Here is a 25,638-nt window from a genome sequence, read left to right as displayed (position 1 = left end):
GAGCGCGGCCCAGCCCTGATCCACCCGGCCGAGCATCCGCCCCCACCCGCTTGCACCACAGCATCGCGAATCAACCGAGCACCAGATCGACGAAGGAGTCCCACCGGTGAACACCGAGCAGAACCCGGCCGCCAGCGCCCCCGAGCAGGCGACAGCCACGCACGCAGAGACCTACACGATCGGTGTCGACTTCGGCACGCTGTCCGGCCGAGCCGTCGTCGTGCGTGTGTCCGACGGTGCCGAACTCGGGTCGGCGGTGCTCGACTACCCGCACGCCGTCATGGACCGTGAGCTCGCCTCGACCGGCGCCGCGCTGCCGCCCGACTGGGCGCTGCAGGTGCCGGCCGACTACGTCGCCGTCATGCAATCCGCTGTGCCGCGCGCCGTCGAGGCCGCCGGGATCGACCCCGCCGCCGTCATCGGCATCGGCACCGACTTCACCGCCTGCACCATGGTCCCCGTCATCGCCGACGGGACGCCGCTCAACGAGCTGCCCGAGTACGCCGACCGCCCGCACGCCTACGTGAAGCTGTGGAAGCACCACTCCGCGCAGCCGCAGGCGGACCGCATCAACGAGCTCGCCGCCGAGCGGGGCGAGTCCTGGCTGCCGCGGTACGGCGGCCTCATCTCGAGCGAGTGGGAGTTCGCCAAGGGACTCCAGCTCCTCGAGGAGGACCCCGAACTCTACGAGCGCATGGACCACTGGGTCGAGGCGGCCGACTGGATCATCTGGCAGCTCACCGGCACCTACGTGCGGAACGCCTGCACCGCCGGCTACAAGGGCATCTACCAGGACGGTGCCTACCCGAGCCACGAGTTCCTCGCGGCTCTCAACCCCGCGTTCGAGCGGTTCGCCGACGACAAGGTCGCCCACGAGATCGGTGAACTGGGCGCCGCCGCCGGCACCCTGTCGGCCGAAGCCGCTGCGTGGACCGGTCTTCGCGAGGGCATCGCGGTCGCGGTCGGGAACGTCGACGCGCACGTCGCAGCACCCGCGGCGCAGGCCGTCTCGCCCGGCCAGATGGTCGCGATCATGGGCACCTCAACCTGCCACGTCATGAACGGCGACGTCCTCCGCGAGGTCCCGGGCATGTGCGGTGTCGTCGACGGCGGCATCATCGCCGGGCTCTACGGCTACGAGGCCGGGCAGTCGGGCGTCGGCGACATCTTCGCCTGGTACGTCGCGAACCAGGTCCCCGCCCGATACACCGAGGAGGCCGCGGCGCGTGGTGTCAGCATCCACGAGTACCTCACCTCGCTCATCCAGGACCAGCCCGTCGGCGCGCACGGGCTCGTCGCCCTCGACTGGCACTCGGGCAACCGCTCGGTCCTCGTCGACCACGAGCTCTCCGGCACGGTCCTCGGCCTGACACTCACGACCCGCACCGAGGAGGTCTACCGCGCATTGTTCGAAGCGACCGCGTTCGGCACCCGGAAGATCGTCGAGACGTTCAACGCCTCGGGCGTCCCCGTCACCGAGTTCATCGTCGCCGGCGGTCTGCAGCGGAACCCCTTCCTCATGCAGACGTACTCCGACATCCTGCGCCTGCCGATCTCGATCACCGCGAGCGACCAGGGGCCGGCGCTCGGCTCGGCCATCCACGCCGCCGTCGCCGCGGGTGCCTACCCGGACGTCCCGGCCGCCAGTGCCGCGATGGGCAAGGTGAACCGCGCCGTCTACACGCCGAACGAGGCCGCGGCCGACGCGTACGACCTGCTCTACGCGGAGTACGCGACGCTCCACGACTACTTCGGTCGTGGCGCCAACGACGTCATGAAGCGCCTGAAGCGCATCCGCCGAGCCGCCCTCGGTGGCGGCGTCGACAGCCTGCCGACCGACACCGAGACCACCGCCCTCGAAGGAGCAACCGCGTGAACACCTACTCGCCCGAGATCGAGGTCGCGATCGCGCGCGTCCGGTCCGACGTCGCCAAGCTGCACGGGGAGCTCGTCCGGTACGGGCTCGTCATCTGGACCGGTGGCAACGTCTCCGGGCGGGTGCCGGGAGCCGACCTCTTCGTCATCAAGCCCTCCGGCGTCGACTACGACGACCTCGCGCCCGAGAACATGATCCTCTGCGACCTCGACGGCAACGTCATCCCGGGCACGCCCGGTGCTGAGCGGTCGCCGTCGAGCGACACCGCGGCACACGCATACGTCTACCGGCATATGCCCGAGGTCGGCGGCGTCGTGCACACCCACTCCACCTACGCGGTGGCCTGGGCGGCACGCGCCGAGCCCATCCCGTGCGTCATCACGGCGATGGCCGACGAGTTCGGCGGGGAGGTCCCGATCGGTCCGTTCTCGATCATCGGCGACGACTCGATCGGACGCGGCATCGTCGAGACGCTCACCGGTCACCGGTCGCGCGCGGTACTCATGCAGAACCACGGCCCGTTCACGATCGGGAAGGACGCCCGCGACGCCGTGAAGGCCGCGGTGATGGTCGAGGACGTCGCCCGCACCGTGCACATCTCGCGTCAGCTCGGCGAGCCGAAGCCCATGCCGACCGAGGCGATCGACGCCCTCTTCGACCGCTACCAGAACGTCTACGGCCAGGCGCCGCAGGGCGCGCTCTAACCCGACTGACCTCCGGTCCGATCCCGGTCCCTGACACCCTCCCGGTCCCTGAGCTTGTCGAAGGGCCACCCCCACCACGGTCCCGCCCTTCGACAGGCTCAGGGACCGAAACGACCTCAAGAAAGAACCCACCCATGCCGAAGCCCACCACCACGCTCGACCACTACACCGTCTGGTTCCTCACCGGCAGCCAGAACCTCTACGGCGAGGAGACCCTCCGTCAGGTCGCCGAGCAGTCCCAGGCCATCGCCGCCGAGCTCGGCGCCGCCGCCGACGTCCCCGTGCGGATCGAGTGGAAGCCCGTCCTCAAGGACTCCGAGTCGATCCGTCGCGCGATGCTCGACGCGAACGCCGACGACAGCGTCATCGGTCTCGTCACCTGGATGCACACCTTCAGCCCGGCCAAGATGTGGATCGCCGGGCTCGACGCGCTGCAGAAGCCGCTGCTCCACCTCCACACGCAGGCGAACGTCGAGCTGCCGTGGTCGGAGATCGACTTCGATTTCATGAACCTCAACCAGGCAGCGCACGGCGACCGCGAGTTCGGGTACATCCAGACGCGTCTGGGCGTCGCCCGCAAGACGGTCGTCGGCCACGTCTCCGACCCGCGCGTTCAGCGTGAGGTCGGCACCTGGCAGCGCGCCGCTGCGGGTTGGGCGGCCACGCACGAGCTCAAGCTCGCGCGCTTCGGCGACAACATGCGCTACGTCGCCGTCACCGAGGGCGACAAGACCGAGGCCGAGCTGCGCTTCGGAGTGCAGGTCAACACGTGGAGCGTCAACGAGCTGGCCGAGGCCGTGCACGCGTCGACGGACGCCGACATCGACGCGCTCGTCGCCGAGTACGAGGAGCTGTACGACGTCGTCCCCGAGCTGCGCAAGGGTGGCGAGCGGCACGAGTCGCTCCGCTACGGTGCCGCGATCGAACTGGGCCTGCGCTCCTTCCTCGAGGCCGGCGACTTCGCCGCGTTCACGACGAGCTTCGAAGACCTCGGTGAGCTGCGTCAGCTGCCGGGCCTCGCCGTCCAGCGCCTCATGGCCGACGGCTACGGCTTCGGTGCGGAGGGCGACTGGAAGACCGCCGTCCTCGTGCGCGCCGCGTCCGTCATGGGTGCCGGCCTCCCCGGTGGCGCGTCGCTCATGGAGGACTACACGTACCACATGGAGCCCGGCAACGAGCTCATCCTCGGGGCGCACATGCTCGAGGTCAGCCCGACGCTCTCTTCGGCTCGTGCCACCCTCGAGGTGCACCCGCTCGGCATCGGCGGCAAGGAGGACCCGGTGCGCCTGGTCTTCACGGCCGACTCCGGCCCCGCCGTGGTCGTCGCGATGAGCGACATGCGCGACCGCTTCCGGCTGACGGCGAACGTCGTCGAGGTCGTCCAGCCCATCGAGGCCCTGCCGAAGCTGCCCGTCGGGCGCGCCGTGTGGAAGCCGGCTCCGGACTTCGCGACGTCTGCCGCCGCTTGGCTGACCGCCGGTGCCGCGCACCACACCGTCATGTCGACCGCGGTCGGGGTCGAGGTCTTCGCCGACTTCGCGGAGATCGCCAAGACCGAGCTCCTCGTGATCGACGAGTCGACCACAACGCGCGACTTCCAGCGTGAGGTGCGCTGGAACAATGCGTACTACCGCCTCGCCCAGGGGTTCTAGCCCCGGGACGATCCGATCGAGACGGCCTCCCGCCCACCGGCGGGAGGCCGTCTCGTGTCGTGGTGTCGTCGATCGTGCGGTGCGACGACGGCGCTTGCTAGCCTGGGGCGACATGCCGGGGGTGGTGCGCTGAGCGACGGGGGTCGACCGATGACGGATGTGTTCACGCAGACGGAGCAGCACGAGCCGGGCGATGAGGGGACGGCCGAGCCGACGAGGCTCGGGTGGAAGCTCGCGATCGGTGGGACCGTCCTCGTCGCCGGCGTCGGAGCGGTCCTCGCGATCGTCGCAGCGACCGGCGGGTTCACCGCCGCCGACCCAGCGGCCGCCGAGCGGGCGATGGAACGGTGCATGGAGGAGCAGTCGAGCCGCATCGTCGATGCCGGCGACCGCACCCCGGCGGAGGCCGCCGCCGAGGGATGTGCGCTCGATGCCGAGTCGGACACCTTCCTCGACGAGTACGGCGACTGACCCGGATCGGTTCGGGAGCGTTCGAGCGCGCTACCGGAGCCCGATGATCGTGCCGACGACGAACAGCCCGAGCGCGCTCCACATGAGGATGTCGTCGACGCTCATCCGGACGCTGAGGCGCCGACCACGGGTGCTGACGCGGCCGGCCGCCGCGGTCGAGGCCGACTCGTCCGTCTTGGCGCTTCGCCGGTCACCTCGGGTCTCCCGCCACCGTGCCCAGCGTTCGACGCGGTCGTCCACGGCGTCGACAGCGGCGGCGATGTCCTGCCAATCGTCGACCTTTGTCGTGACGAGATCGTCGCTGGTCACGAGCAGGAGCCAGTCGTCGACGATCTCCACGTCGAAGCCGCGCACGTGGTCGAGCAGTCGCGCCATCACGTCGGGCGTGAACAGATAGAGGGCATCGGCCTCGTAGCCGACCGGGCAGTACAGCTGGAAGTGGCGGTCGAACCCGCCCTCGAGGCTGAGCCGCTGCGCATCGGCCGGGGCGCCGGCGCCAGTCATCCCTCGGCGGCGGCCGTCCTGGGCGCGGAGCAGGATGTGGGGGAGGGCGACGGGCATCCGGAGTGCGCAGTAGCCACCGAAGGGGGCCGCGAGGTTCTTGCGGTTGCCGATGACCTCGTAGTCGGCGATCTCGATGCCGCGCGGCTCCCGGCTCCGGAGGACTCGGTGGAGGTTCACCGACCCGCGGCTCCGCCAGGGCATGTCGCGCTGGAGGGCGATGGGACCGACGCGGTAGTCGAACCCGTTGGCCTCGGCGAAGCTGGCGAGGCGGAGGTGTGTGCGTCGCATGGTCCTACGCGACCAGACCCGGATCGTCATGCGGACGAGGATCACGGCGAGGAGGATCATGACCACCACGAGCGTGCCCATGCCGAAGGCGATCCCTCCCGCGTTCCTGCCGCCTTGAGCGTAGGCGAGCAGGCCGACCAGGCCGAAGAAGAAGATGCCGAACAGTCCGCCGATCGCGCCGAGGGTGGTGGTGAGCCGCCGGACTCGCCCGATGCGATCGCGGGCGCCGGGGTCCTCCCTGACGAAGGCTCGCCACTGCTCGTGAACCTCGTGTCGGGGAAGCGGCCGGGTGAGCGCACTCATGTCGAGTGGTTCGGGAAGCGCCTGCACGCCCTCCAGCCTAGTTCCGCGTCGAGGCGCGGCCCGCTCAGTCGGGGGCGTCCGTCGGGGCCTCGTATCCGACCGGCAGCTCGGGGACGGTGCTCGAGCCAGTGCGGAACGCGGTGACCGCGAGGAGCGTCGGCACCGGTGCTTCGTCAGAGAGGCCCGCCCCATCGACGACGTCGGGGACGAGTGCGATCGTCAGCCGATCGGTCGTGACCGGTTCGAACGCGTGCACCCTCGAGACGCCGACGGAACCGGCTTCGATGAGCGTGCGGCCGTCCGGTGTCCGGACCTCGTGGTGGTCGATGAGCTGTCCGGCGGTGAGGTCCTCGTGCAGCCGGAGGTGATCGATGGTGACCGGCTCCGCGAACGTGACGGTGACCGTCGACCCGTCGGCGGTCAGGGTTCCCGGGATCGGCCGCGCGAAGCGGCGGTCGCGCTCCGCGGCCCAGGCGGTCACGCGTTCCACATCGGCGTCGGGGAGGAGCCCGCGGGTGTCGGGTGGGAGGTTGAGGAGCAGGTTCGCGCCGAGTCCGACGGACCGGTAGAAGATCGCGAGCAGATGCTCCATCGACTTCGGCTCGTCGTCCGGGTGCCAGAACCAGCCGCGGCGGATCGAGACGTCGCACTCCGGCGGCAGGTACAGGGCCTCCTCGAACCGGCTGGTGACGACGGTGTAGTTGCTGAAGTCGGTGTGGTCGACGACGTACCGCACCGGGTCTTCGGCGAGACCGTTCTCGTTACCCACCCAGCGGATCGTCGGGGCGCCCATGTTGAACACCATCGCCTGCGGCTGGAGTCGTTCGATGATGGCGGTGATGCCGGGCCAGTCGTAGGTGTACCCCTCGGACCCGGCGCCGTCGAACCACAGCTCGACGAGCTCGCCGTAGTTCGTGCACAGTTCGGTGAGCTGCCGGGCGTACACCTCGGCGTAGCGCGCCTCGTCGGCGTACTCGGGAGCGTGGCGATCCCACGGCGAGAGGTACAGCCCCAGTCCGAGACCCGCTTCGCGACAGGCTGCTGCGAGCTCGGCCACGATGTCGCCGTGGCCGTCCCGCCACGGTGAGGATGCGACGCTGTAGTCGGTCGTCGTGGTCGGCCAGAGACAGAACCCGTCGTGATGCTTCGCGGTGAGGATGACGTATCCGGCGCCGATCGAGGCCGCGACGCGCACCCACTGCCGCACATCGAGGTCGCTCGGATCGAAGCTCGAGGCGGGCAGGGTGCCGTCGCTCCATTCCTTGCCGGCGAAGGTGTTGACCCCGAAGTGGAAGAACACGCCGAAGCCGTCCTGTTGCCAACGCAACTGGCCCTCGGTCGGGACGGGACGATGCTCGTGGTGGTGCGGCTGTCGACTCACTTGACTCCTCCTGCTGCGACGCCTCGGTGGAACCATCGTTGCAGCACGATGAACACCACGAGGACGGGGACGACGGCGATGATGGATCCGGCCATCACGACCCTGGGGTCGAACCCGAACGACGACGCCGAAAGTCGTGCGAGTCCGAGCGAGACGGTGAACGACGACTCGCTCCGCAGGACGAGGAGCGGCCAGAGGAAGTCGTCCCACGCGGTGATGAACGAGTTGACGACGACGACCAGCATCGCGCCGATGGACGACGGCAGGAACAGGGCGGTGAACCGCTGCCACTCCGAGGCTCCGTCGAGGAACGCGGCGTCTTCGATCTCGTCGGGCACCGCCGTGAATGAGGCCCGCATGATGAGGACGTTCATCGCGGAGACCGCACCGGGGAGCCACGCGCCGACGAGGGTGTCGAGCAGACCGAGCTCCTGGGTCATGAGGAAGAGCGACACCATGATCGACTCGAACGGCACGACCATCGACACGATCAGCACGGTGAAGGTGACCCGCCGCCCGCGCCAGCCGCGTCGGGAGAGCATGTACCCGGCTGCGGTCGGCAGCACCACCTGGGAGGCGATGGTGAGCGCGCAGACGATCGCGCTGTTCGTCAGGTAGGCGTCCATCGGGATCTGCCGGAAGATCGTGACGTAGGCGTCGAACGTCGGCAGCTGCGGGAACAGGGTGGCGTCGCGCCCGAAGAGTGCTTCGCCGGAGCCCTTGAGCGACGACAGGAACTGCCACAGCAGGGGGCCGACGGAGATGACGAGGACGAGGAGCAGGAGCGCGTACCGCACCGGTGTCGTCCTCGACCAGCGCCGACGCCGACGCCGCAGGAGCGGTCGTGCGGGCGACTGCTCGATGCGCGCGCTCATGCGTCCCGCTCCCCGCCGAAGCGCTGCGCCAGCACGGCGAACACCGCGGTGAGGGCGAAGAGTGCCACGCTCGCGGCCGCACCGTAGCCCGCGTTCCCGGTGATCGGGTCGAGCGCTGCGTCGCGGATGAAGAAGGGGAGTGTCCGTGCCTCGCCTCCCGGACCACCGGTGGCGCCGCCGAGCAGGTAGACCTCGCTGAACACGCGGAGCGACCCGATGCCGGCGAGGAGCCCGACGAGGAGCATCGTGAGGCGGGTGCCCGGCACCGTGATGGTGAGGAACCGTCGCGTCGGGCCGGCGCCGTCGAGCTCGGCCGCCTCGTAGAGCTCACGGGGGATGTTGGAGAGCGCCGCCAGGTAGAAGATCAGGTACCACCCGAGCCCACGCCACACCGTGAGGGCGACGGCGCTGAGCAGAATGAGCGACCCCTCGGAGAGGAACGGCACCGCCTGCTGGATGAGACCGACCCGCTGGAGCACCGTGTTGACGGGCCCTTGTTCACCGAGGAGGTTCTGCCAGACCAGCCCGACCGCGACCACGGAGGCGACGATCGGAGCCGCGTACGCGGAGCGGAAGAACCCCATCCCGGGGAGCCGGGTGTGGACGAGCTGCGCGAGCAGCAGCGGGAGGACGACCAGCAACGGGACGGCGATGATCGCGTACAGCACGCTGTTGCCGGTCGCGGACCAGAACGCGGGGTCCTGCAGGATCGAGCGGTAGTTGTCGAGGCCGACGAACGCTCCACCCATGCCGAGCGGGGACGTGTCGGTGAACGACAGCGCGATGGTCCCGATGAAAGGCCCGACGCTCCAGATCGTGATCATGAGCAGCGCGGGTGCGCACCACAACAGCGGCACCCAGGGCGGTCGATAGCGCGCCGCCCCGTTGAGGTGGATCGCGGTCGTCATCGAGCATCGGCTCCGATGACCCGGTTGGCCGCGTCCTGGGCGGCCTGGAGTGCCTCACGCGGCGCCTTCTTCCCGGTGAGCGCCAGCTGGAGCTCGGCGTTGACCGCGTTCGCGACCGCGTCGCTCCACTGCACGATGGTGACGATCTCCGCTTCGTCGGCGAGGTCGACGGCGAGACGGTTCGCCTCGTCGATGGGTGCGGTACCGGTGATGTCCGTGAGCTTCGGGATGCCGAGCGACTCGGTGGTGCTCGGGAAGTTCTGGATGCGTGGGTCGCTGATGAAGCGGTTCTGCTGCTCGGCGGCGAGGAGGAATCGCGCGAAGGCGATGGCGGTGGCCGGGTTGGTGCTCGTGCTCGGGACACCGATGGTCTGCACCTCGGCGATCGCGGTGCCGCGGCGGTCGAGGAGGGACGAGACGCCCACGTGCTCGTACACGCCCGGGTTGCCCTCCTGCACGTACCGGAGCGACGAGGCGTTCGGTGAGCCCCAGACGGTCGCGCCCTGGGTGAACAGGGCGGTGGGCTCGTCGTCGGACGCGATCGAGTCCTTCGGGATGCCGCCGGCCAGCGCGAGTCGCGTCATGCGCTCGGTCCACTCCTGCACGGCCGGATCGTCGGCGAAGACGAACGCCGAACCGTCGTCGGCGATGACCTCGGCCTCCTGCAGCTGCCACTCGAGCGGGAGTCGCAGACCGAGACTCGCGGAGAAGGCACTGAACTCGCCGTTCGACCGTTCGGCGACCTGATCGGCCGCGTCGAAGAGTTCCTCGAAGGTGGTCGGCGGCTGCTCCGGGTCGAGCCCGGCGCGCTGCATGAGCTCGGTGTTGTACGTCTGGAGGCCGATGAGGCCCCAGTACCAGGGGAGCACGTAGTGGTGGTCGTCGCCGGGGAGGACCAGGCTGTCCCACAGGCTCGGGATGAAGTCGTCGCCGATGCCCGGTGACGCGGCGTCGAGGTCGGCGAGGAAGCCCTGTTCGCGGAGCCCGCCGGCGGTGGCGAGCGGCATGTTCACGACGTCTGCCAGCGAGCACGCCTGCGCGTCCGCGACGAGCCGGGTGGCGAAGCTGCCGTCGCCAGGGTCGTCCTCCCAGGTGACGGTCGTGCCGGGGTAGGCGGCCTCGAAGTCCTCGATGAGTTCGGTGAAGTACTCGGAGAACGAGGCCTTCAGCGCGGTGGTCTGGAAGGTGATCTCGCCGGACGGCGTCGCGTCGACCGGCGTGCCAGCGGCGAACTCGTCTGCGATCGCGCAGCGACCGACACGCTCGCCCCCGGCGTCGCTCGTGCACGCGGAGAGCACGGCCAGCGTGGCAGCTGCAGCGGCGATCGACAGGGTTCGTTGGTGCTTCATGGGGGCTCTCCTCGTCCGCGGACGGGTTCGTCAACCGTCCTTGCATATCGAGGATAAGCATGAGGTATGTGATATGCAAGCCCTGTGTACAAAAGCCTCATGAGGGCTGCTTGTGGAGTGCACTCAGCCGTCCAGTCGACGGAACCCCATGGTCATGGCCGGATATCGGTGGCCCATGGCTGGGAATCCCTCGGCAGGGTTCGCAGCACCCGTCAGAATGAGGGCATGACCGAACAACGCGCCGTCCTCGATGCCACCGTCAGCTTCCTGAACGGCGGCGGTCTCGCCGTCGAGGACTTCCGTCTCGACCTGCCGCCCGCCATCGCGCAGGCGAAGGGGAAGGCGCAGCAGCAGGAGGTCGGTCGGCTGCTCGTCACGCACCTCGGTCTCGCGATGGTCGGCGAGATCCGCATCACCAAGCTCGAGATCGTGCGCGAGCAGCACAAGGGCTCCCGCGGGATCCTGGCGGCGGCAGCGGCGGCCGGACTCGAGATCCCGGACGCCGCAGCGCATGCGGACACCGTGCGCCCCCGTCCGGAGGGCGCGCTCGTCGAACTCAGCCACCCGATCCGTGCCGGCCTCCGCACCTACCCGGGGCTGCCGGAGCCGGTGATCCGTCCGTTCCTCACGCGTGAGGACTCGCGCCCGAAGTACGCCGAGGGCACCGAGTTCGCGATGGACATCATCGAGATGGTCGGCAACACCGGCACCTACCTCGACAGCCCGTACCACCGCTACGCCGGCGGCGGCGATCTCGCGAGCCTGACGCTCGAGCAGCTCGTCGACCTCCCGGCCGAGGTGTTCCACCTCCAGGACTCGGCGGAACGCGGCATCGGCGCGAACGTCTTCCTCGACCGCGAGCTGCGCGGGACCGCCGTCCTCCTGCACACCGGTTGGGACCGCCACTTCGCGACCGAGGCCTACACGAAGGACGCTCCCTACCTCGCCGAGGACGGGGTGCGGTACCTCGTCGAGCAGGGCGTGGTGCTGGTCGGCATCGACTCCATCAACATCGACGACACCGAGCCGGGATCCGGTGGCGCGCGTCCGGCCCACTCGCTGCTCCTCGAAGCCGGGATCCAGGTGGTCGAGCACCTCACCGGCCTCGAGCAGCTCCCCGCGAGCGGCGCCGCCTTCACCGCGACGCCGCCGCTCGTCGAGGACTTCGCGACCTTCCCCGTCCGCGCCTTCGCGCGACTGCCCTAGGCGCGGTCGGAAGACCGTCCTCGCGGTGCCGTCGGCGCGCTGAGGACGGTCCCGATCACTCCTCGATCTCGGCCCGCAGCAGTGCCGCATCGGTGTGCTGGTCCAAGCGCTCGTGCGCGTCCGCGAGTTCGGCCGTGACCGTCGTCCAGTCGGGCGAGCCGGCAGGCAGGCGTCCGCGAGCCGAACGGAACAGGTCGACGGCACCGGCGTGGTCGTCGACGGCGACCCGCGACCTCGCCGCGAACACCTCGGCCACCGCCGCGCCGTTATCGTCGCCGGCGGCCACGAACCCCGCAGCGGCGAGCTGAGCCGTCGCCGTCGCGTCGTCGGCGCGTCCGAGCGCACCGAGCGAGCGGGCCTCCGAATCGGTGATGTCGGCCACGAGCCACGCGGCCTCGTGCGCCGAGGCGATGTCACGAGCCTCCGAGTAGAGCGGCAGCCCGGTGTCGTCGCCGAAGGCCGCCCGTGCGCTCGCCGCACGCTGGAGTGCCTGGACGAGGAGCTGCGGGTCGCCCAGCCGGCGAGCGGCGGCGAGGGCCTGGTCGATGACCTCGATCGCGTCGTCGTCCTCGAACTGGACGAGGAGCGTGCTCAACCCGAAGCCGGTGCGGATGACCACCTGGTCGTTCCCGACGGACGCGGCGTCGTCGATCGCGGCGCGCCACACGCCGTACGCCATGCCGTGTTCGCCGATCATGCGCGCGGCCTCGCCCATGTTGGCGAGCAGGTCCGCGAGCTCACCCGGCGCGGCGTGCTCGCGCTTCGCCTGGTAGACCTCGTCGTAGTGCTCGAGCGCCGTGGCGGCATCGCCCGCGAACTGGAGGTACCGCGCGAGTTGGAGGGTGAGCGAGTCGAGGTCGGCGTACTCCGCCCGCTTCGCGTGGGTGATCGCCAACTGCATGCGGGCCGCGGCCTCGCGATCACGGTCGGCGTCGCTGAGGAGGGCTGCCGAGAGGGAGCACGCCTGGATGATGCCGAGCCGGTTGCCGAGGAGTGTCTGGAGGGCGACGAGTTCGTCGGCGAGCGCGACCCCTTCGGCGAAGGCCCCGGCCCCGCCGAGCATCCGGGTGCGGAGCGTCAGCGCGGGGAGGCGGACCGACGCCCGCTGCCCGGGCTCGAGGAGTGGGTCGAGAAGCTCTGCCGCCTCCTCGATCCGGCCGGTCACGGCGAAGAGGTGCGCGTGCAGGAGACGGGCCGGCGGGCCTGCCTCGCCGGGGTCGTCGACCGCGGCGGCGAGCACGGCCTCACCGGCGAGCCGGTCGGCGATCCCCATGAACCGTTCCGCGGACTCCTGCTCGGTCTGCGCTCCCGCCAGCTCGAACGCATGGCGTGCGGTGACGACGAGCGTGTGGATGAGCCGGTCCGCGTCGACGGGGACGAGACGGGCGTCGTCGAGCTCGGCGAGCAGGAGGGTGAGCCGCTCCTCGGTGGCCGTGCCGAGGAGGGCCACGCCGAAGCGGGCCTCGACGTCGGCGACCGTGATGCGTCCTGCCGCACGGAGCGCGGTGTCGCGGTCGGCCCAGGCCCCGCTCGCGCGGTCGTCGTCACCCTCGATGACCGCTGCCTGCGCGATCGCGCCGAGGAGCCCGGCGCGGAGATTCTCGTCGGGATCCGCGTCGTCCGCGAGGAGCGCGAGGCCCTGCTCGGCGGCGACGATCGCACCGCGTGGGTCGGCGCTCTGCAGGAGCGCCGAGGTCCGTTCACGCCACTCGGCAGCCGTGGTCGCCGGTTCCGGCTCGGCGACCGGGGCTGCGAACCCCTCGACCGACAGCGGGAGGTCCCAGTGCTCCGTCGCGAGTGCCCGCGCGGCCTCGAGCCGCTCAGTGCGGAAGCCGTTGCCGTTGCGTTCGTCGAAGGCGCGGGTCAGGTGCTCGGCGGCTGCCCAGGCGCGCGCCGCGACCGCGGTGACGGTCCAGTCGTCGGCGTCGGTCGACTCGGTGCCGAGGTACCGGGCGAGGTCCGGGGCGTCGGCACCGCGGACGGGCAGATCACCGTGACCGGCTCGGGCGACGGCATCCAGCAGGACGCCGACCGCGATGAGTCCGTCGGCGTGCCCGGACAGGTTGATGGGGTCGTTGACGAGGGCCGGCAGGTGGCGTTCGAGCATCGCCAGGCCGCGCGCCTCGTTGCCCGTGACGGCGCAGAACACGAGGTGGTCGGCGATGATGCCGAACCCGTCGGCGTTGGAACGGGCGACCCGGTAGCTGCGCTGGTGCGCCGCCTTGGCATCGTCGAACCGGCCGGCGCGGAGGTAGGGGAGGAGCGCCTGTGCCTCGCTCGTCTCCGGCTCCTCGCCACAGCTCATGCGGTTCTCGAACATCTCGTCGTAGATCCGGATCGCGTCGTCGTCGTGCCCGCGGAGCTGGTGGAACCAGGCGTCCTCATTGCGCACGCACGCTTCGCAGTGGCTGTAGCGGTCGTCCTCGATGGTCGAGCGGCGTTCCAGGAACGCGGCGGCCTCGTCGAGGCGACCGGTCACCGTCGCGATGTGGAACTGCGACTGCACCACGCCGCTCATCGTGGCGCCCGCTGCCGCGTACCTCGCCCGCATGTCCTCGTGCATCGCCTCGATCTGCGCGAGCGAGAACGTCGGGTTCGTCGACAGCCGGCCGGCCATCCACTTGTACTGGAACAGCAGGTCGCAGCCGTCGACCGTGATCGGGAAGCGCTCCGGGTCCGCGTCGTGCTTGCCGACGCACCAGCCGAAGGAGCTGAACATGGCGTCGGTGTCGCCCGTCATGTGTGCCGACTGGGTCAACCGCATGCGGGTCGCGTACGCGGCCTCCTCGTCGCCGGCGGCCTCAGCTCGCCGGAGTGCCTCGTCGAGCAGGGCGCGCTCGGCGGGACCACACGGCAGGGTGTCGGCCTCCTCGAGGAGGTCCTGGACGCTCGCGTCGGGGTCGATGTCGTTCACAGGGGTGTCGGTGGTGTCGGTCATCGGAGTTCCTTGTCGTCGAGACCGACACTGAGGCCGATCAGGTCGGTCATGGCTGCGTCGAGCATGCGGCGGTCGCGTGCTTCGAGGGGGCGGTGCCCGGCGAGGAGCGCCTGGACGTAGAGCAGTTGGATGCTGCGCTCGAACACGAGGTCGTCGTCGAGGGTCGCCAAGCGGCGGACGAGCGCCGCGTTCCAGTTGAGGCAGAGCCGGGCTGCAGTGTCGGCCTCAGTGCCTCCCGGGCCGGCGTCGGCGAGGAAGGAGTCGACGGCCCCGACGACCTGCGACCAGATACCCGGCGCGACCGAGGCGGCCCGGTGCCGCTCGAGCCGTCGGAGTACGGACGGGTCGGCGACGTACAGCGCGGCGAGATCATCCGGCCGGTACCGGCGTACCGAGACCTGGCATTCGACCTCGGCGAGCACGCGGCTGGCGCGGTCCTCGAGTGCCGTCGTCGCGGCGAGGTCGTCCAGGTGCGGCGGCTCGAGGTTGTCGAGCTCGTCGGCGACCGTCACCCGTTCGACCCGCACGCCGTCGATCAGGTGGGGTAGTCGCTCCAGGATCTCCTGGTCGTACACGTACCCGCCGTTGACGATCGGTGAGGCCGGATCGACGACCGCGGCGATCTGACGGAACTCGTCGCGGGATGCCGTGTACCGGATGACGCCGGTCTGCGACAGATGTTCGTCGATGGTCATCGTGCCGGCGGAGGTCTCGATCGGGAGCCACCGGACGACGGCGCTCGCGAGGTCGTCGTCGTGAGCGGCGATCGCCTTGATGCCGAGCTGGTGGACGCCGATGAACTCCTGGAGTCGGTGCGGCCGCTGGCGGGCGAGGTCGAGGATCCACCGTCGCAGGGTTGCTCCGATGGCCTCGCGGGTGAACTCCAACGCGTCGTCCTGCACGAGCTGCTCGCGCGACGCCGTCGGGCGGAGCCCCGTCGTGTCGACGATGCAGCGGACGAAGAACGCCCACTCGGGCAGCAGGTCGTCGATCTGTTCGCTCAGCAGCATGCCGCCGAGGTAGACCCGACTCGCCTGCCGGGCGCCCGGCGGAGGCGGTGAGGGGAGGACGAAGGCGGTGCCTCGGGTGCCGGTGCCGGGCACCACGATCTCGACGGCGTCGAACGGGCGCGTCCCGAGGAGGTCCTCCCCGAACGCCAGAAGTGCCTCGCGAGTGGTCGCATCAGCTGTCCGGAACACCGGGTCGACGTTGATGCGCACCGGGTGGTCGGGTGCGGAGGGGGCGACCACCTCGACGTCGAGGTCGAGGAACCGTCCGAAGGTGCTGGCGAGGCCGAGCACCGTGCCGTGCCCGAGCAGACTGCCGTCGTGCAGTGGGCCGTCGATGCGTGGGTCGAGTACGACCTCCGAGCCGATCGGCATGGCGGCGGTCGTGGCGTCGTCGAGTTCGCGGATCGTGAAGGTGCCGTCGGCGTCGCCGATCCATTCGATGGCCGGACCGCCACGAGCCGAGCGGCTGCGGACGGTGATGGTGTCGGCGACCATGAAGCAGCTCAGCAGACCGATGCCGAACCGGCCGAGGTAGTCGCCGCGCTGGAGTTCGTCGAGGTCGCCGCGCTTGGAGCTGCGGCCGACCGTCGCCAGCAGCTCGGCGGCTTCGTCGCGGGTGAGCCCGACACCGTCGTCGCGGAATCGGAACGGCGAACCCGCCTCCGAGCCGGACGGTGGCACGTGCGGGGTGATGAGGAGTCTGCCGGGAGGAGCCGTCGGGTCGTCTGCGCGACGGGCTGCGACGGCGTCGCGTCCGTTCTGCAGGAGCTCGCGGAGGTAGACGCGCGGTCCCGAGTAGATGTGGCGGCTGAGCAGGTCGACGACCCCGCGGAGGTCGACCTGGAACGGCAGCGGGGCTCGGGAGTGGTCTGGCATGGCTCTCTTCCGTCGGCGGCTACGGGACCTGCATCGGGGGTGCATGCAGGGTGGATCGGGCTCCGGACAGGCGGCCCGCGACCGGTTCGCCTGCAGCCGGATCAGCCTAGCGAACGTCGTGAAACGGATGCTGGGCGGTCGCCTGGGGGTCGTCGGGGCGACGCCGCTCCCCAGGGGCTGTGGAGCGAGGTCGACGCCGATCGGTCGTCCGGGGGTGTCGCGAAAACGCGTCCCCGGCTGCTAGCCTTAACGGCGCTTCTCGAATCGATTCGACATCGGTTCGAACCACCCCTCCCACCCCGCACCTCGCTAGGAATCCGTTCACCAGTGCACACCGCAGGAATCACCGTCGTCCACCCGGGGGACTCGCTCTCGGGCAGGCAGCGCCTCGTCTACATCCTCGTGCTCGGCGCGCTCACCGCGCTCGGGCCGTTCACCATCGACCTCTACCTGCCGGCGTTCCCGATCCTCGAACAGGACCTCGACGTCCCGGTCAGCCTCATCCAGCTCACCCTCACCGGGACCACGATCGGCTTCGCGGTGGGTCAGCTCTTCATGGGGCCCTGGAGCGACAAGGTCGGCAGGCGTCTCCCGCTCATCCTCGCGACGAGCATCCACATCCTGGCCTCGGTCGGCGCCGCGTTCGCGCCCGACATCGGGTGGCTCATGGTGTTCCGCGTGCTGCAGGGTGCCGGTGCGGCGGCCGGTGGTGTCGTCGCGATGGCGATGGTCCGCGACCTCTTCGGCGGGAAGCCGCTCGTGCGGATGCTGTCGCGACTCGCGCTCGTGAACGGGCTCGCGCCGATCGCCGCCCCCGTCATCGGGTCGCAGCTCCTCCTCGTCCTCGACTGGCGCGGACTCTTCGTGTTCCTCGCCGCCTACGGGCTGTTCGTCGTCATCGCGGTGTCGCTCTGGATCGTCGAGACCCTGCCGCCCGCGCGGCGTCGCGACGCCGGGCACAGCACCGTCCGCGACCGCTACCGCTCGGTGTTCAGCGACCGCGTGTTCGTCGGTGTCGCCCTCATCGGTGGCATGAGCTTCTCGGGCCTGTTCGCCTACCTCTCGAGCTCGTCGTTCCTCTTCCAGGAGGTCTACGACTTCGACGCGCAGGAGTACGGTCTCCTGTTCGCGGTGAACTCGCTCGGCATCGTCGCCGGGGTGCAGATCTCGTCGCGCCTCATGCGCTGGTACGGGCCGCAGTGGATCCTCGCGTGCACGACGATCGTGCAGCTCATCTCCGCAGTGACGATCGTCGCGCTGACGATGGCCGACGTCGGGCTGTTCGGTGTGCTGGTGCCGCTGTTCTTCTTCATCCTGTCGTGTGGCTTCGGCTTCCCGGCGGTGCAGGTGCTCGCCCTCGCGAACCACGGGCACGAGGCCGGGACTGCGGCGTCGCTCCTCGGGGCGCTCAACTTCGGGCTTGCGGGACTCATCTCGCCCATCGTCGGTGTGCTCGGGATCGGTACCGCGATCCCCATGGGTGCCGTGATGGCCGCGACCTCGGTCGTGTCGGTGTGTGCGCTCTGGTTCATCGTGCAACCGAAGAAGGTCCCGGCCCTCGCCGGCTGACCTGGTGGCTCGCGCCGTCAGGTCACCGGTCCACGCCGTCGAGGTACGTCCACGCGCCAGTGTCCTTCGAGAACCGACTCCGTTCGTGCTGGCTCCCCGCCGAGCCCCGCACGCCGGGAACCTTGTGGTGTGCGACGAACTCGACCATCCCCTCGGTGTCGAGCAGCCCACCGCGGGAGGTCGCGAGGATGTCGAGCCGATACCAGCGGAGCGAGCCGTCCAACTCGAGCGATGCCGGCCTGGTCGTCGGATGCCAGGTGCGCAGCAGGTACTCCGCGTCGCCGACCGCGAAGGCCGAGAACCGCGACCGCATGAGCGCCTCCGCGGTCGCCGCCGACGACTCACCTCGGTGCAGGCGCCCGCAGCAGGCGCCGTAGGTCTCACCGGACAGGCAGGGGCACCGCGCGTCGTCGGCGAGGAGAGCGGTTCGGGCGTCAGGGGTCACCGCTCCAGTATCGCCCGTCACGCTCGCGGGTCCTGCTCGTCGGCCGTCGGACGTCGGTCGCCACTGCCCGTCCGCGCGTATCCGGGGGGGGGGCATCGGCGCGGCGATCAATGCGTCATCCCCCTGGCGCAAGCCCACGCGTGAGACATACCCGACACGGCATGATGGGACGATGACGGCACCCGACGACCACGACGACCCAGCAGCTGCACCGGCTCCCGAGGTGCACAAGGCGGTCTCGCCAGCCCTCGACGAGTCGGGTGCGCTCGCGATGGATCCGGACCCGGCGTCGATCCGGCCCGATCCGAAGCTCGCTGCGAAGGTCTCCCGGCGGTGGCCGTTGATCAGCGGCGCGATCGCCGTGGTCATCGTCCTCCTGCTCGGCGTGCTGCTCTTCCAGCGCGGCCCGAACGCCCCGTTCGGGTTCGACGAGGAGTGGATGCTGGAGGTCCTCGAGGAGCGTTCGCCGTGGCTCGTCCAGGCTGCGCTCGTCATGAACTGGCTCGGCGGCGGGGTCGTCGCGATCTTCGTCGTGCCGCTGCTCGGGATAGCCGTCCTCCTGCTGCTTCGCCGACCGTGGGCCGCCCTGTACTTCGCGATCGTCTCCGCCCTGAGCGCCGGAGCGGTGCAGATCATCAAGAACATCGTCGGTCGATCACGGCCTGAGGACATCCTGGTCCACGCGGACTTCGGTTCCTTCCCCTCGGGGCACAGTGCGAACGCGGCGACCATCGCCGTCGCGTTCGGGATCATCTTCCCGCGGGTCTGGGTGTGGTTGATCGGTGTCGCCTACACGCTGCTGATGATGCTGTCGCGGACCTACCTCGGTGCCCACTGGGTGAGCGACACGATCGGTGGGCTGCTGCTCGGCGCCGGTGTCGCACTCATCATCGCGGTGCCGTTGCTGCACCGGATGTCGACCGAACCGAAGAAACGGGTCCCGCTCACCGACGGCTGATCGACGCGCTCGCGTCAGCGCACCGCGCTGGCGGCCACGACACCCCGTGCCGGCGGAGCGGTAGTCTGCTGACAGCCGGGAGCCGGCCGGGGGAGGAGACGCGTGTCGATCACGATGCACGACGTCGCCGCACGCGCGGGCGTCTCGATCAAGACCGTCTCGAACGTCGTCAACGACTACCCGCACGTGAGCGATGCGACCCGCTCCAAGGTCGAGCGGGCGATCGCCGAGCTCGGCTACCGCCCCAACCTCTCGGCCCGGAGTCTCCGCTCCGGCCGGTCCGGCGTGATCAGCCTCATCATCCCCGACCTCCGCAACGCCTACTTTGCGGAGCTCGCCGACGCGGTCATGCGTCAGGCTCGTGCGCGCGGGCTCTCGGTGCTCATCGAGCAGGTGGCCGGCGGTCGCGACGTCGAGCTCGAGATCCTTCGCGGGCCGCGCATGCAGCTCGTCGACGGCATCCTCTACAGCCCGCTCAGTCTCGACCGCGACGACAGTGCGCTGCTCCCGGACGGGCCCATGGTGATCCTCGGTGAGCAATTGTTCGACGGCGACCGCGACCACGTGACGATGGCCAACGTCGACGGCGCCCGCGCGGCGACCGAACACCTGCTCGCGCAGGGTCGGCGGCGCATCGTCGCGCTCGGCACCGACCCGCACGACACCCTGGGGCCGGCCGCCCTTCGTCTCCAGGGGTATCGCGAGGCGCTCGAAGCCGCGGGCATCCCGGCCGATCCCGCCTACGTCAGCACCGTCGTCAGCTGGCACCGCAGCGACGGGGCGAACGCGATGCGCGAGGTCATCGCCGCGGGCCTGCCGTTCGACGGCGTCGTCGCCTTCAACGATGCGATGGCCCTCGGTGCCATGCGCGTCCTCCAGGACGCCGGTCTACATATCCCCGACGACGTCGCGATCATCGGCTTCGACGACCTGGACGAGACGCGCTACGCCCTCCCGACCCTGTCGACGGTCGACATCGGCCGGGAGGAGATCGCCGAGCGCGCCGTCGAGCTCCTGATCGAGCGGATCGCCGCACCCGGGCAGCCGGAGGCACCGCGCGCGATCGTCAGCGGCTTCCGCGTCGTCCCGAGGGAGTCCACCGGCTCCGTGATCGCCCACACGCCCGGATCCAGGGCCGCTCCTTCAACGTTGTAGAGTGCGTACAGGGCGGCCGGGTATGCCGCCGCCGAGGAGGATCATGGCGACCACCCTGCACGACGTGGCGAAGCTCGCCGGGGTGTCCGCCAAGACCGTCTCGAACGTCGTCAACGACTACCCCCACATCAAGCAGGCCACCAAGGAGCGGGTGCTCGCAGCGATCGCCGAGCTCGGCTACCGCCCGAACCTCTCCGCACGCGGGCTCCGCTCCGGTCGTTCCGGCGTCATCAGCCTGATCATCCCCGACCTCCGGAACTCCTACTTCGCCGAACTCGCCGACGCCGTCATGCACGCCGCCGACCAGCTCGGCCTGTCGGTGCTGATCGAGCTGAGCGGCGGCGACCGGGCACGCGAGGCCGAGCTGTTGCGCGGCGCACGACTCCGTGCGGTCGACGGTGTCCTCTACAGCGCGCTCCACCTCGGCGACGAGGACCTCGCCGTCGTGGAGGAGGTCACCATCCCGATGGTGCTCCTCGGTGAGCGCATGTTCAACGCCCCGAACGACCACGTGACGATGCGCAACACCGAGGGAGCGCGTGCCGCGACGGAGCATCTGATCGCGCTCGGTCGGACGCGGATCGTCGCCTTCGGAGCGCACCGCGCCGACATCGTCGGTTCGGCCAGTCTGCGTCTCGCCGGGTATCGAGCGGCGCTGGAGGCTGCCGGCATGGTGTTCGATCCGGCGCTCGTCCGCGAGGTCCCGGTCTGGGGTCGCTTCGACGGAGCGGTCGCGATGCGCGCGATGCTCGATGAGGGTGTCGCGTTCGACGGTATCGTCGCGTTCAACGATGCCCTGGCGCTCGGGGCCATGCGCGTCCTGAGTGAACGAGGCGTCGCCATGCCCGATGAGGTCGCGGTCATCGGCTTCGACGACATCGACGAGGGTCGATACTCGCTGCCGTCGCTGTCGACGATCGCGCCTGGGCGGGAGCAGATCGCCCGGACCGCCGTGTCGCTGCTCGTCGAGCGGATCGTCGGGGGAGTCGATGACGTGCCACCCCGTCGGGTCTATGCAGACTTCGAACTGGTGCGACGTGAGTCGACCGCGTCCTCGCCCGTCGGCGCCGATTCCCCATCTCCAGACGTGTCTTGACAGCCACCGATCGGGCCACGAGACTGCTTCTACAACGTTTACCTTCAACGTTGTAGAAACCTGGACGACGACGTCCCCGGAGAGGACCCAATGACCACCGCACGCATCGCCATCGACCCGAACGTCACGGTCGCCCCCGTCAACCGCCGGATCTTCGGCTCGTTCGTGGAGCACCTGGGCCGCTGCGTCTACGACGGCATCTACGAGCCCGGCCACCCCACCGCCGACGCCGACGGCTTCCGCGGCGATGTGGTGGACCTCGTCACGGAGCTCGGTACGAGCACCATCCGCTACCCCGGCGGCAACTTCGTCTCCGGCTACCGCTGGGAGGACGGCGTCGGGCCGCGCGGGGACCGCCCCGTGCGCCGCGACCTGGCCTGGCACTCGCTCGAGACCAACCAGGTCGGCGTCGACGAGTTCGCCAAGTGGTGCAAGCTCACCGGCAGCGAGATGATGATGGCCGTCAACCTCGGCACGCGCGGTGTGCTGGAAGCGCTCGACCTCCTCGAGTACACGAACCACCCGAGCGGCACGGCGCTGTCCGACCAGCGGATCGCGAACGGCGCACCCGAGCCCTACGGCATCAGCATGTGGTGTCTCGGCAACGAGATGGACGGGCCGTGGCAGGTCGGCGCCATGTCGGCCGACGACTACGGCAAGCTGGCCGCCCGGACCGCGTCGGCGATGAAGATGGTCGACCCGAAGCTCGAACTCGTCGTCTGCGGATCGTCGAGTTCCTCGATGCCGACCTTCGGCGACTGGGAGCGCACCGTCCTCGAGCACAGCTTCGACTCGGTGGACTACATCTCCTGCCACGCGTACTACCAGGAGCGCGATGGCGACCTCGGGTCGTTCCTCGCCTCGTCGCTCAACATGGAGTACTTCATCCGCACGGTCGTCGCGGCCGCCGACCACGTGCAGCACAAGCGTCACTCCGACAAGCAGATCCAGCTCTCGTTCGACGAGTGGAACGTCTGGTACCTCGACGAGTGGAACGCGATCGAGGGCACGATCGAGGAGTGGGCCTACGCGCCCCGCCTCATCGAGGACGTCTACTCGGTCGCCGACGCGGTCGTGTTCGGCAACCTGCTGATGACGCTCCTCAAGCACAGCGACCGCGTCGGTTCCGCGAGCCTCGCGCAGCTCGTGAACGTCATCGCCCCGATCATGACCGAGCCGGGCGGTGGCGCCTGGCGGCAGACGACGTTCTTCCCGTTCTCGGTCACCAGCCGGCTCGCGTCGGGTGTCGTGCTCGCGCCGCGCATCGAGGTCGGCAGCTACACCACGAAGGTCCACGGCGACGCACCGCTCGTCGACTCGGTCGCGACGTACGACGCCGAGGCCGGGACCGCGGCCGTGTTCCTCGTGAACCGTCACCAGGACGAGGCGATCACGGTGACCGTCGACGTCTCGGCGCTCGGCGTGGGTTCGATCGTCGAGGCGAACGGCATCCACGACGAGGACGTCTACGCGAAGAACACGATCGACGACCGCGAGCGCGTCGGTCTCGTCGCGAACGAGAACGCGTCGCTCGCCGACGGCACCCTCACGATCACGCTCCCGCCCGTGTCGTGGACGGCGGTCGCACTCGGCGCCTGAGTCGGGAAGCGGGCTGCGGGTCAGGGCTCTCGACGTTCGCAACTCAGGACGATCGCGGCGGGTCTGCCGCGCTCGCGGCGATCGCGGGACGGCGCGCCGGACCCGTCCTGAGTTGTGCACGACTCGGCGTCGGCGGTGGGTGGGGGAATCCCACGCACCGCCGACGTCGTGCGGCCCTACAATCGGCACATGACGGCACGGGGCTCCTACGCGAAAGGCGTTGCGCGCCGCGAGGAGATCCTGCGCGTCGCGCTCGCGGTGTTCGCGCGCGAGGGGTATCGCGGCACGTCGCTCCGTGAGGTCGCGCGTGAGGTCGGCGTCAGCCTGCCGGGGCTCATGCACTACTTCGAATCCAAGGAGCACCTGTTCGCGGCGATCCTGCGGGAGCGCGACGCCGTCGACTACGAGGAGTTCGCCGCGGCCGGCTCCCAGGACGCGATCGAGGGTCTGGTCGCCGTCATGCGGCACAACAGCGATGTCCCTGGGCTCGTCGAGTTGTACCTGACCATGGCTGCCGCCGCCGGTGATGCGGAGCACCCGGTGCGCGGGTTCTTCGTCGATCACGTCACAGCGGTGCGCCGGAGCATCGCCGACGTCGTCCGGGATCGCCAGGCTTCCGGGCGGGTCACCGCGGGCATCGATCCCGAGCACGTGGCGCGCGTCATGGTCGCCCTCGCCGACGGGCTGCAAGTGCAGTGGACGCTCGATCCCTCAGTCGACATGGCCGGTGACCTCGAGCGCGCCTGGGCTCTCCTCGTCGGTGACGCCGGCCCGGTGCGCTGACCCGAGCGCGGGTCTGTGGGGCCCGGCGCGGTGCGGTGACGCGAGCGCTGGGGAATCGGCGTGGGTGCGCCCCGGGCGCGTGAGCGCGACCCTCTGGAGACCCGCGCTCACGCGGCTGGGGTGCGCTCGCGTCAGCGCACCGCGCTGGCAGCAGCCACACCGACAGGTTTCGTGAAAACCTATTGACCACTCGGGTTTCGCGCCTATACTCAAAGCCGTGCAGTGATCGGTTTCCCGACCCTGCCGGGACAGCACCACCCGCGGGCCAGAGCCGGTCCGCAGCTCAGCGTTGAGAGGAACTCGGATGTCCAACCCACCCCGCCGCCCCAAACCCACCGGTCAGCGTGCCTCGAGCGGCCCATACGTCAGCCTCGTCACCGGCCCGTCGGGACCGACGGAACGAGCATCGAAGCGGGTCGTCACCACCATGGCGCTCGCCCAGTTCGGTCTGTTCGTGGCCCTGCTCGCCCCGGTCACCGTGAGCCTGGCCCTCAAGACGCAGCAGCTCGTCCCCGGTGACCAGGCGGCGGTCGTCAACGGCAACGTCCTCTCCATCGCCGCCCTGTTCGCCCTCGTCGCGAACCCGGTGATCGGCCGCCTGTCCGACATCACGCTCTCGCGCTTCGGTCGCCGCCGCCCGTGGATGTTCCTCGGCGCCATCGGCTTCGTCGCCTCGCTCACGATCGTCGCGTTCGCTCCGAACGTCCCGGTCCTCATCGCCGGTTGGTGCCTCGCACAACTCACCGGCAACGCCATCCTCGGCCCGCTGCTCGCGACCATCGCCGACCAGGTCCCGCCGGAACAGCGCGGGAGTGTCTCCGCGAACGTCGGCGTCATGCAGAACGTCGGCATCCTCGCTGCGGCCTTCGTGGCCAGCTGGTTCGTCACCGACATGCTGCTCCTCTTCGTCGCTCCGGCCGTCTTCGCACTCATCACCGTGTGGCTGTACTGCTTCGTCCTGCCCGACCGCGCGATCACCACCCGTCCGGACGTCGGCGGATGGAAGGGTCTGCTCTTCACCTTCTGGGTGAACCCGCTCAAGCACCCGGACTTCGGTTGGGTCTGGCTCTCACGGTTCCTGCTGACGCTCGCCTCGTTCCTCTTCGTCGCGTTCCGCCTGTTCTTCCTGCAGGAGGAGGTCGGGCTCTCGCAGCAGGGCGCCGTCGACACCCTGACCATGGGTGTGCTGATCTACACGATCGCGCTCGTCATCACCGCGAAGCTCGGCGGTTGGCTGTCGGACCGGATGCTCAACCGCAAGGTGTTCGTCATCGGGTCGACGGCGGTCTTCGCGGTCGGACTCATCCTGCTCGCCCACACCACGACGGTGCCCATGTTCTACGTCGTCGAGGCGATCATGGGGGCGGCGTACGGCGTGTACGTCGCGGTGGACACCGCCCTCGTCGTGGACGTCCTGCCGAACCCGGACGACGCGGCGAAGGACCTCGGTGTCCTCAACATCGCGAACGCCCTGCCGCAGTCGCTTGCCGGCGCGGTGGGCGCGTTCCTCCTCGGACTCGGCGCGGTCGGCAACAACTACACGGCCCTGTTCTGGGGCGCCGGGGTGATCGCCGTGCTCGGCGCGCTGACGATCCTGCCGGTCCGACACCGCATGACCCGGAACGCCGACGGGACGATCACCGGATCGATCGCGACCCGTGGGTGATCCCGGTCGCGCCTCTCGCACCCCGA

20 protein-coding genes are annotated in these 25,638 nt (G+C 69.9%); 12 read left to right on the top strand and 8 right to left on the bottom strand.

Annotated features, from left to right (window positions below; all coding sequences use genetic code 11):
- Positions 1-178: 178 nt before the first annotated feature.
- The 4 genes from araB (at position 179) to ACLIME_RS10085 (ending at position 4,703) form a co-directional block, all read left to right on the top strand.
- Entirely contained in the window at positions 179-1,876 is a 1,698-nt protein-coding gene (araB, locus tag ACLIME_RS10100; protein WP_371413698.1) for a ribulokinase, read from the top strand.
- A complete protein-coding gene (locus ACLIME_RS10095; protein WP_071258853.1) occupies positions 1,873-2,580 on the top strand; it encodes an L-ribulose-5-phosphate 4-epimerase in 708 nt (235 codons plus the stop codon). The genes araB and ACLIME_RS10095 overlap by 4 nt, the downstream gene beginning before the upstream one ends.
- Positions 2,581-2,714: 134 nt before the next feature.
- Positions 2,715-4,232 carry an L-arabinose isomerase gene (gene araA, locus ACLIME_RS10090; protein ID WP_056014267.1) on the top strand — a complete coding sequence of 506 codons (1,518 nt, stop codon included), beginning with the start codon at positions 2,715-2,717 and terminating at the stop codon, positions 4,230-4,232.
- A 150-nt stretch (positions 4,233-4,382) separates the two neighbouring features.
- Positions 4,383-4,703 carry a hypothetical protein gene (locus tag ACLIME_RS10085; RefSeq protein ID WP_411556836.1) on the top strand — a complete coding sequence of 107 codons (321 nt, stop codon included), beginning with the start codon at positions 4,383-4,385 and terminating at the stop codon, positions 4,701-4,703.
- 30 nt (positions 4,704-4,733) lie between these two features.
- Here the strand turns inward: ACLIME_RS10085 and ACLIME_RS10080 are convergent, their stop codons facing one another.
- The 5 genes from ACLIME_RS10080 to ACLIME_RS10060 form a co-directional block, all read right to left on the bottom strand.
- Positions 4,734-5,798: a hypothetical protein gene (locus tag ACLIME_RS10080; RefSeq protein WP_411556835.1), complete on the bottom strand. Its 1,065-nt coding sequence runs from the start codon at positions 5,796-5,798 to the stop codon at positions 4,734-4,736.
- A gap of 64 nt (positions 5,799-5,862) precedes the next feature.
- On the bottom strand, positions 5,863-7,179 hold the full coding sequence (locus ACLIME_RS10075; protein WP_411556834.1) for an alpha-L-fucosidase: 1,317 nt from the start codon (positions 7,177-7,179) through the stop codon (positions 5,863-5,865).
- Positions 7,176-8,054 carry a carbohydrate ABC transporter permease gene (locus ACLIME_RS10070; RefSeq protein WP_411556833.1) on the bottom strand — a complete coding sequence of 293 codons (879 nt, stop codon included), beginning with the start codon at positions 8,052-8,054 and terminating at the stop codon, positions 7,176-7,178. Before ACLIME_RS10070 ends, ACLIME_RS10075 begins: the two co-directional genes overlap by 4 nt.
- Positions 8,051-8,962, bottom strand: a complete 912-nt coding sequence (locus tag ACLIME_RS10065) for a carbohydrate ABC transporter permease (RefSeq protein WP_411556832.1) — start codon at positions 8,960-8,962, stop codon at positions 8,051-8,053. The genes ACLIME_RS10070 and ACLIME_RS10065 overlap by 4 nt, the downstream gene beginning before the upstream one ends.
- Entirely contained in the window at positions 8,959-10,311 is a 1,353-nt protein-coding gene (locus ACLIME_RS10060; RefSeq protein WP_411556831.1) for an extracellular solute-binding protein, read from the bottom strand. Before ACLIME_RS10060 ends, ACLIME_RS10065 begins: the two co-directional genes overlap by 4 nt.
- A 225-nt stretch (positions 10,312-10,536) precedes the next feature.
- On the opposite strand from ACLIME_RS10060, the gene ACLIME_RS10055 reads away from it, so the two are divergent.
- Positions 10,537-11,517 carry a cyclase family protein gene (locus ACLIME_RS10055; protein ID WP_411556830.1) on the top strand — a complete coding sequence of 327 codons (981 nt, stop codon included), beginning with the start codon at positions 10,537-10,539 and terminating at the stop codon, positions 11,515-11,517.
- 55 nt (positions 11,518-11,572) lie between these two features.
- Here the strand turns inward: ACLIME_RS10055 and ACLIME_RS10050 are convergent, their stop codons facing one another.
- Entirely contained in the window at positions 11,573-14,455 is a 2,883-nt protein-coding gene (locus ACLIME_RS10050) for a hypothetical protein (RefSeq protein WP_411556829.1), read from the bottom strand.
- On the bottom strand, positions 14,452-16,341 hold the full coding sequence (locus ACLIME_RS10045) for an HSP90 family protein (protein WP_411556828.1): 1,890 nt from the start codon (positions 16,339-16,341) through the stop codon (positions 14,452-14,454). The genes ACLIME_RS10050 and ACLIME_RS10045 overlap by 4 nt, the downstream gene beginning before the upstream one ends.
- Before the next feature lie 327 nt (positions 16,342-16,668).
- Here ACLIME_RS10045 and ACLIME_RS10040 point away from each other — a divergent pair, with 327 nt between their 5' ends.
- The gene (locus ACLIME_RS10040) at positions 16,669-17,910 is read left to right on the top strand and encodes a multidrug effflux MFS transporter (RefSeq protein ID WP_205858686.1); all 1,242 of its coding nucleotides are present in this window, start codon (positions 16,669-16,671) and stop codon (positions 17,908-17,910) included.
- Positions 17,911-17,932: 22 nt separating this feature from the next.
- On the opposite strand, the gene ACLIME_RS10035 is transcribed toward ACLIME_RS10040, so the two are convergent.
- Positions 17,933-18,355, bottom strand: a complete 423-nt coding sequence (locus ACLIME_RS10035; RefSeq protein WP_411556827.1) for a YchJ family protein — start codon at positions 18,353-18,355, stop codon at positions 17,933-17,935.
- A gap of 172 nt (positions 18,356-18,527) precedes the next feature.
- Here ACLIME_RS10035 and ACLIME_RS10030 point away from each other — a divergent pair, with 172 nt between their 5' ends.
- The 6 genes from ACLIME_RS10030 to ACLIME_RS10005 all read left to right on the top strand — a co-directional run bounded on the left by ACLIME_RS10030 (position 18,528) and on the right by ACLIME_RS10005 (position 25,612).
- Entirely contained in the window at positions 18,528-19,313 is a 786-nt protein-coding gene (locus ACLIME_RS10030) for a phosphatase PAP2 family protein (protein ID WP_411556826.1), read from the top strand.
- Between the two features lie 102 nt (positions 19,314-19,415).
- Complete coding sequence (locus ACLIME_RS10025) at positions 19,416-20,468, top strand: LacI family DNA-binding transcriptional regulator (protein ID WP_411556825.1); 1,053 nt, start codon at positions 19,416-19,418, stop codon at positions 20,466-20,468.
- A 43-nt stretch (positions 20,469-20,511) separates the two neighbouring features.
- The gene (locus ACLIME_RS10020) at positions 20,512-21,564 is read left to right on the top strand and encodes a LacI family DNA-binding transcriptional regulator (protein ID WP_411556824.1); all 1,053 of its coding nucleotides are present in this window, start codon (positions 20,512-20,514) and stop codon (positions 21,562-21,564) included.
- Positions 21,565-21,654: 90 nt separating this feature from the next.
- Positions 21,655-23,163, top strand: coding sequence for an alpha-N-arabinofuranosidase (locus ACLIME_RS10015; protein ID WP_411556823.1), 1,509 nt, complete (start codon positions 21,655-21,657; stop codon positions 23,161-23,163).
- 189 nt (positions 23,164-23,352) lie between these two features.
- Positions 23,353-23,946, top strand: coding sequence for a TetR/AcrR family transcriptional regulator (locus ACLIME_RS10010; protein ID WP_411556822.1), 594 nt, complete (start codon positions 23,353-23,355; stop codon positions 23,944-23,946).
- Between the two features lie 304 nt (positions 23,947-24,250).
- Positions 24,251-25,612 carry an MFS transporter gene (locus ACLIME_RS10005; protein WP_411556821.1) on the top strand — a complete coding sequence of 454 codons (1,362 nt, stop codon included), beginning with the start codon at positions 24,251-24,253 and terminating at the stop codon, positions 25,610-25,612.
- Positions 25,613-25,638 lie beyond the last annotated feature (26 nt).

The organism is Plantibacter sp. MPB07 (assembly GCF_046619465.1).
GTDB lineage: Bacteria > Actinomycetota > Actinomycetes > Actinomycetales > Microbacteriaceae > Plantibacter > Plantibacter auratus.
This window is presented reverse-complemented; position numbering and strand designations above follow the sequence as displayed.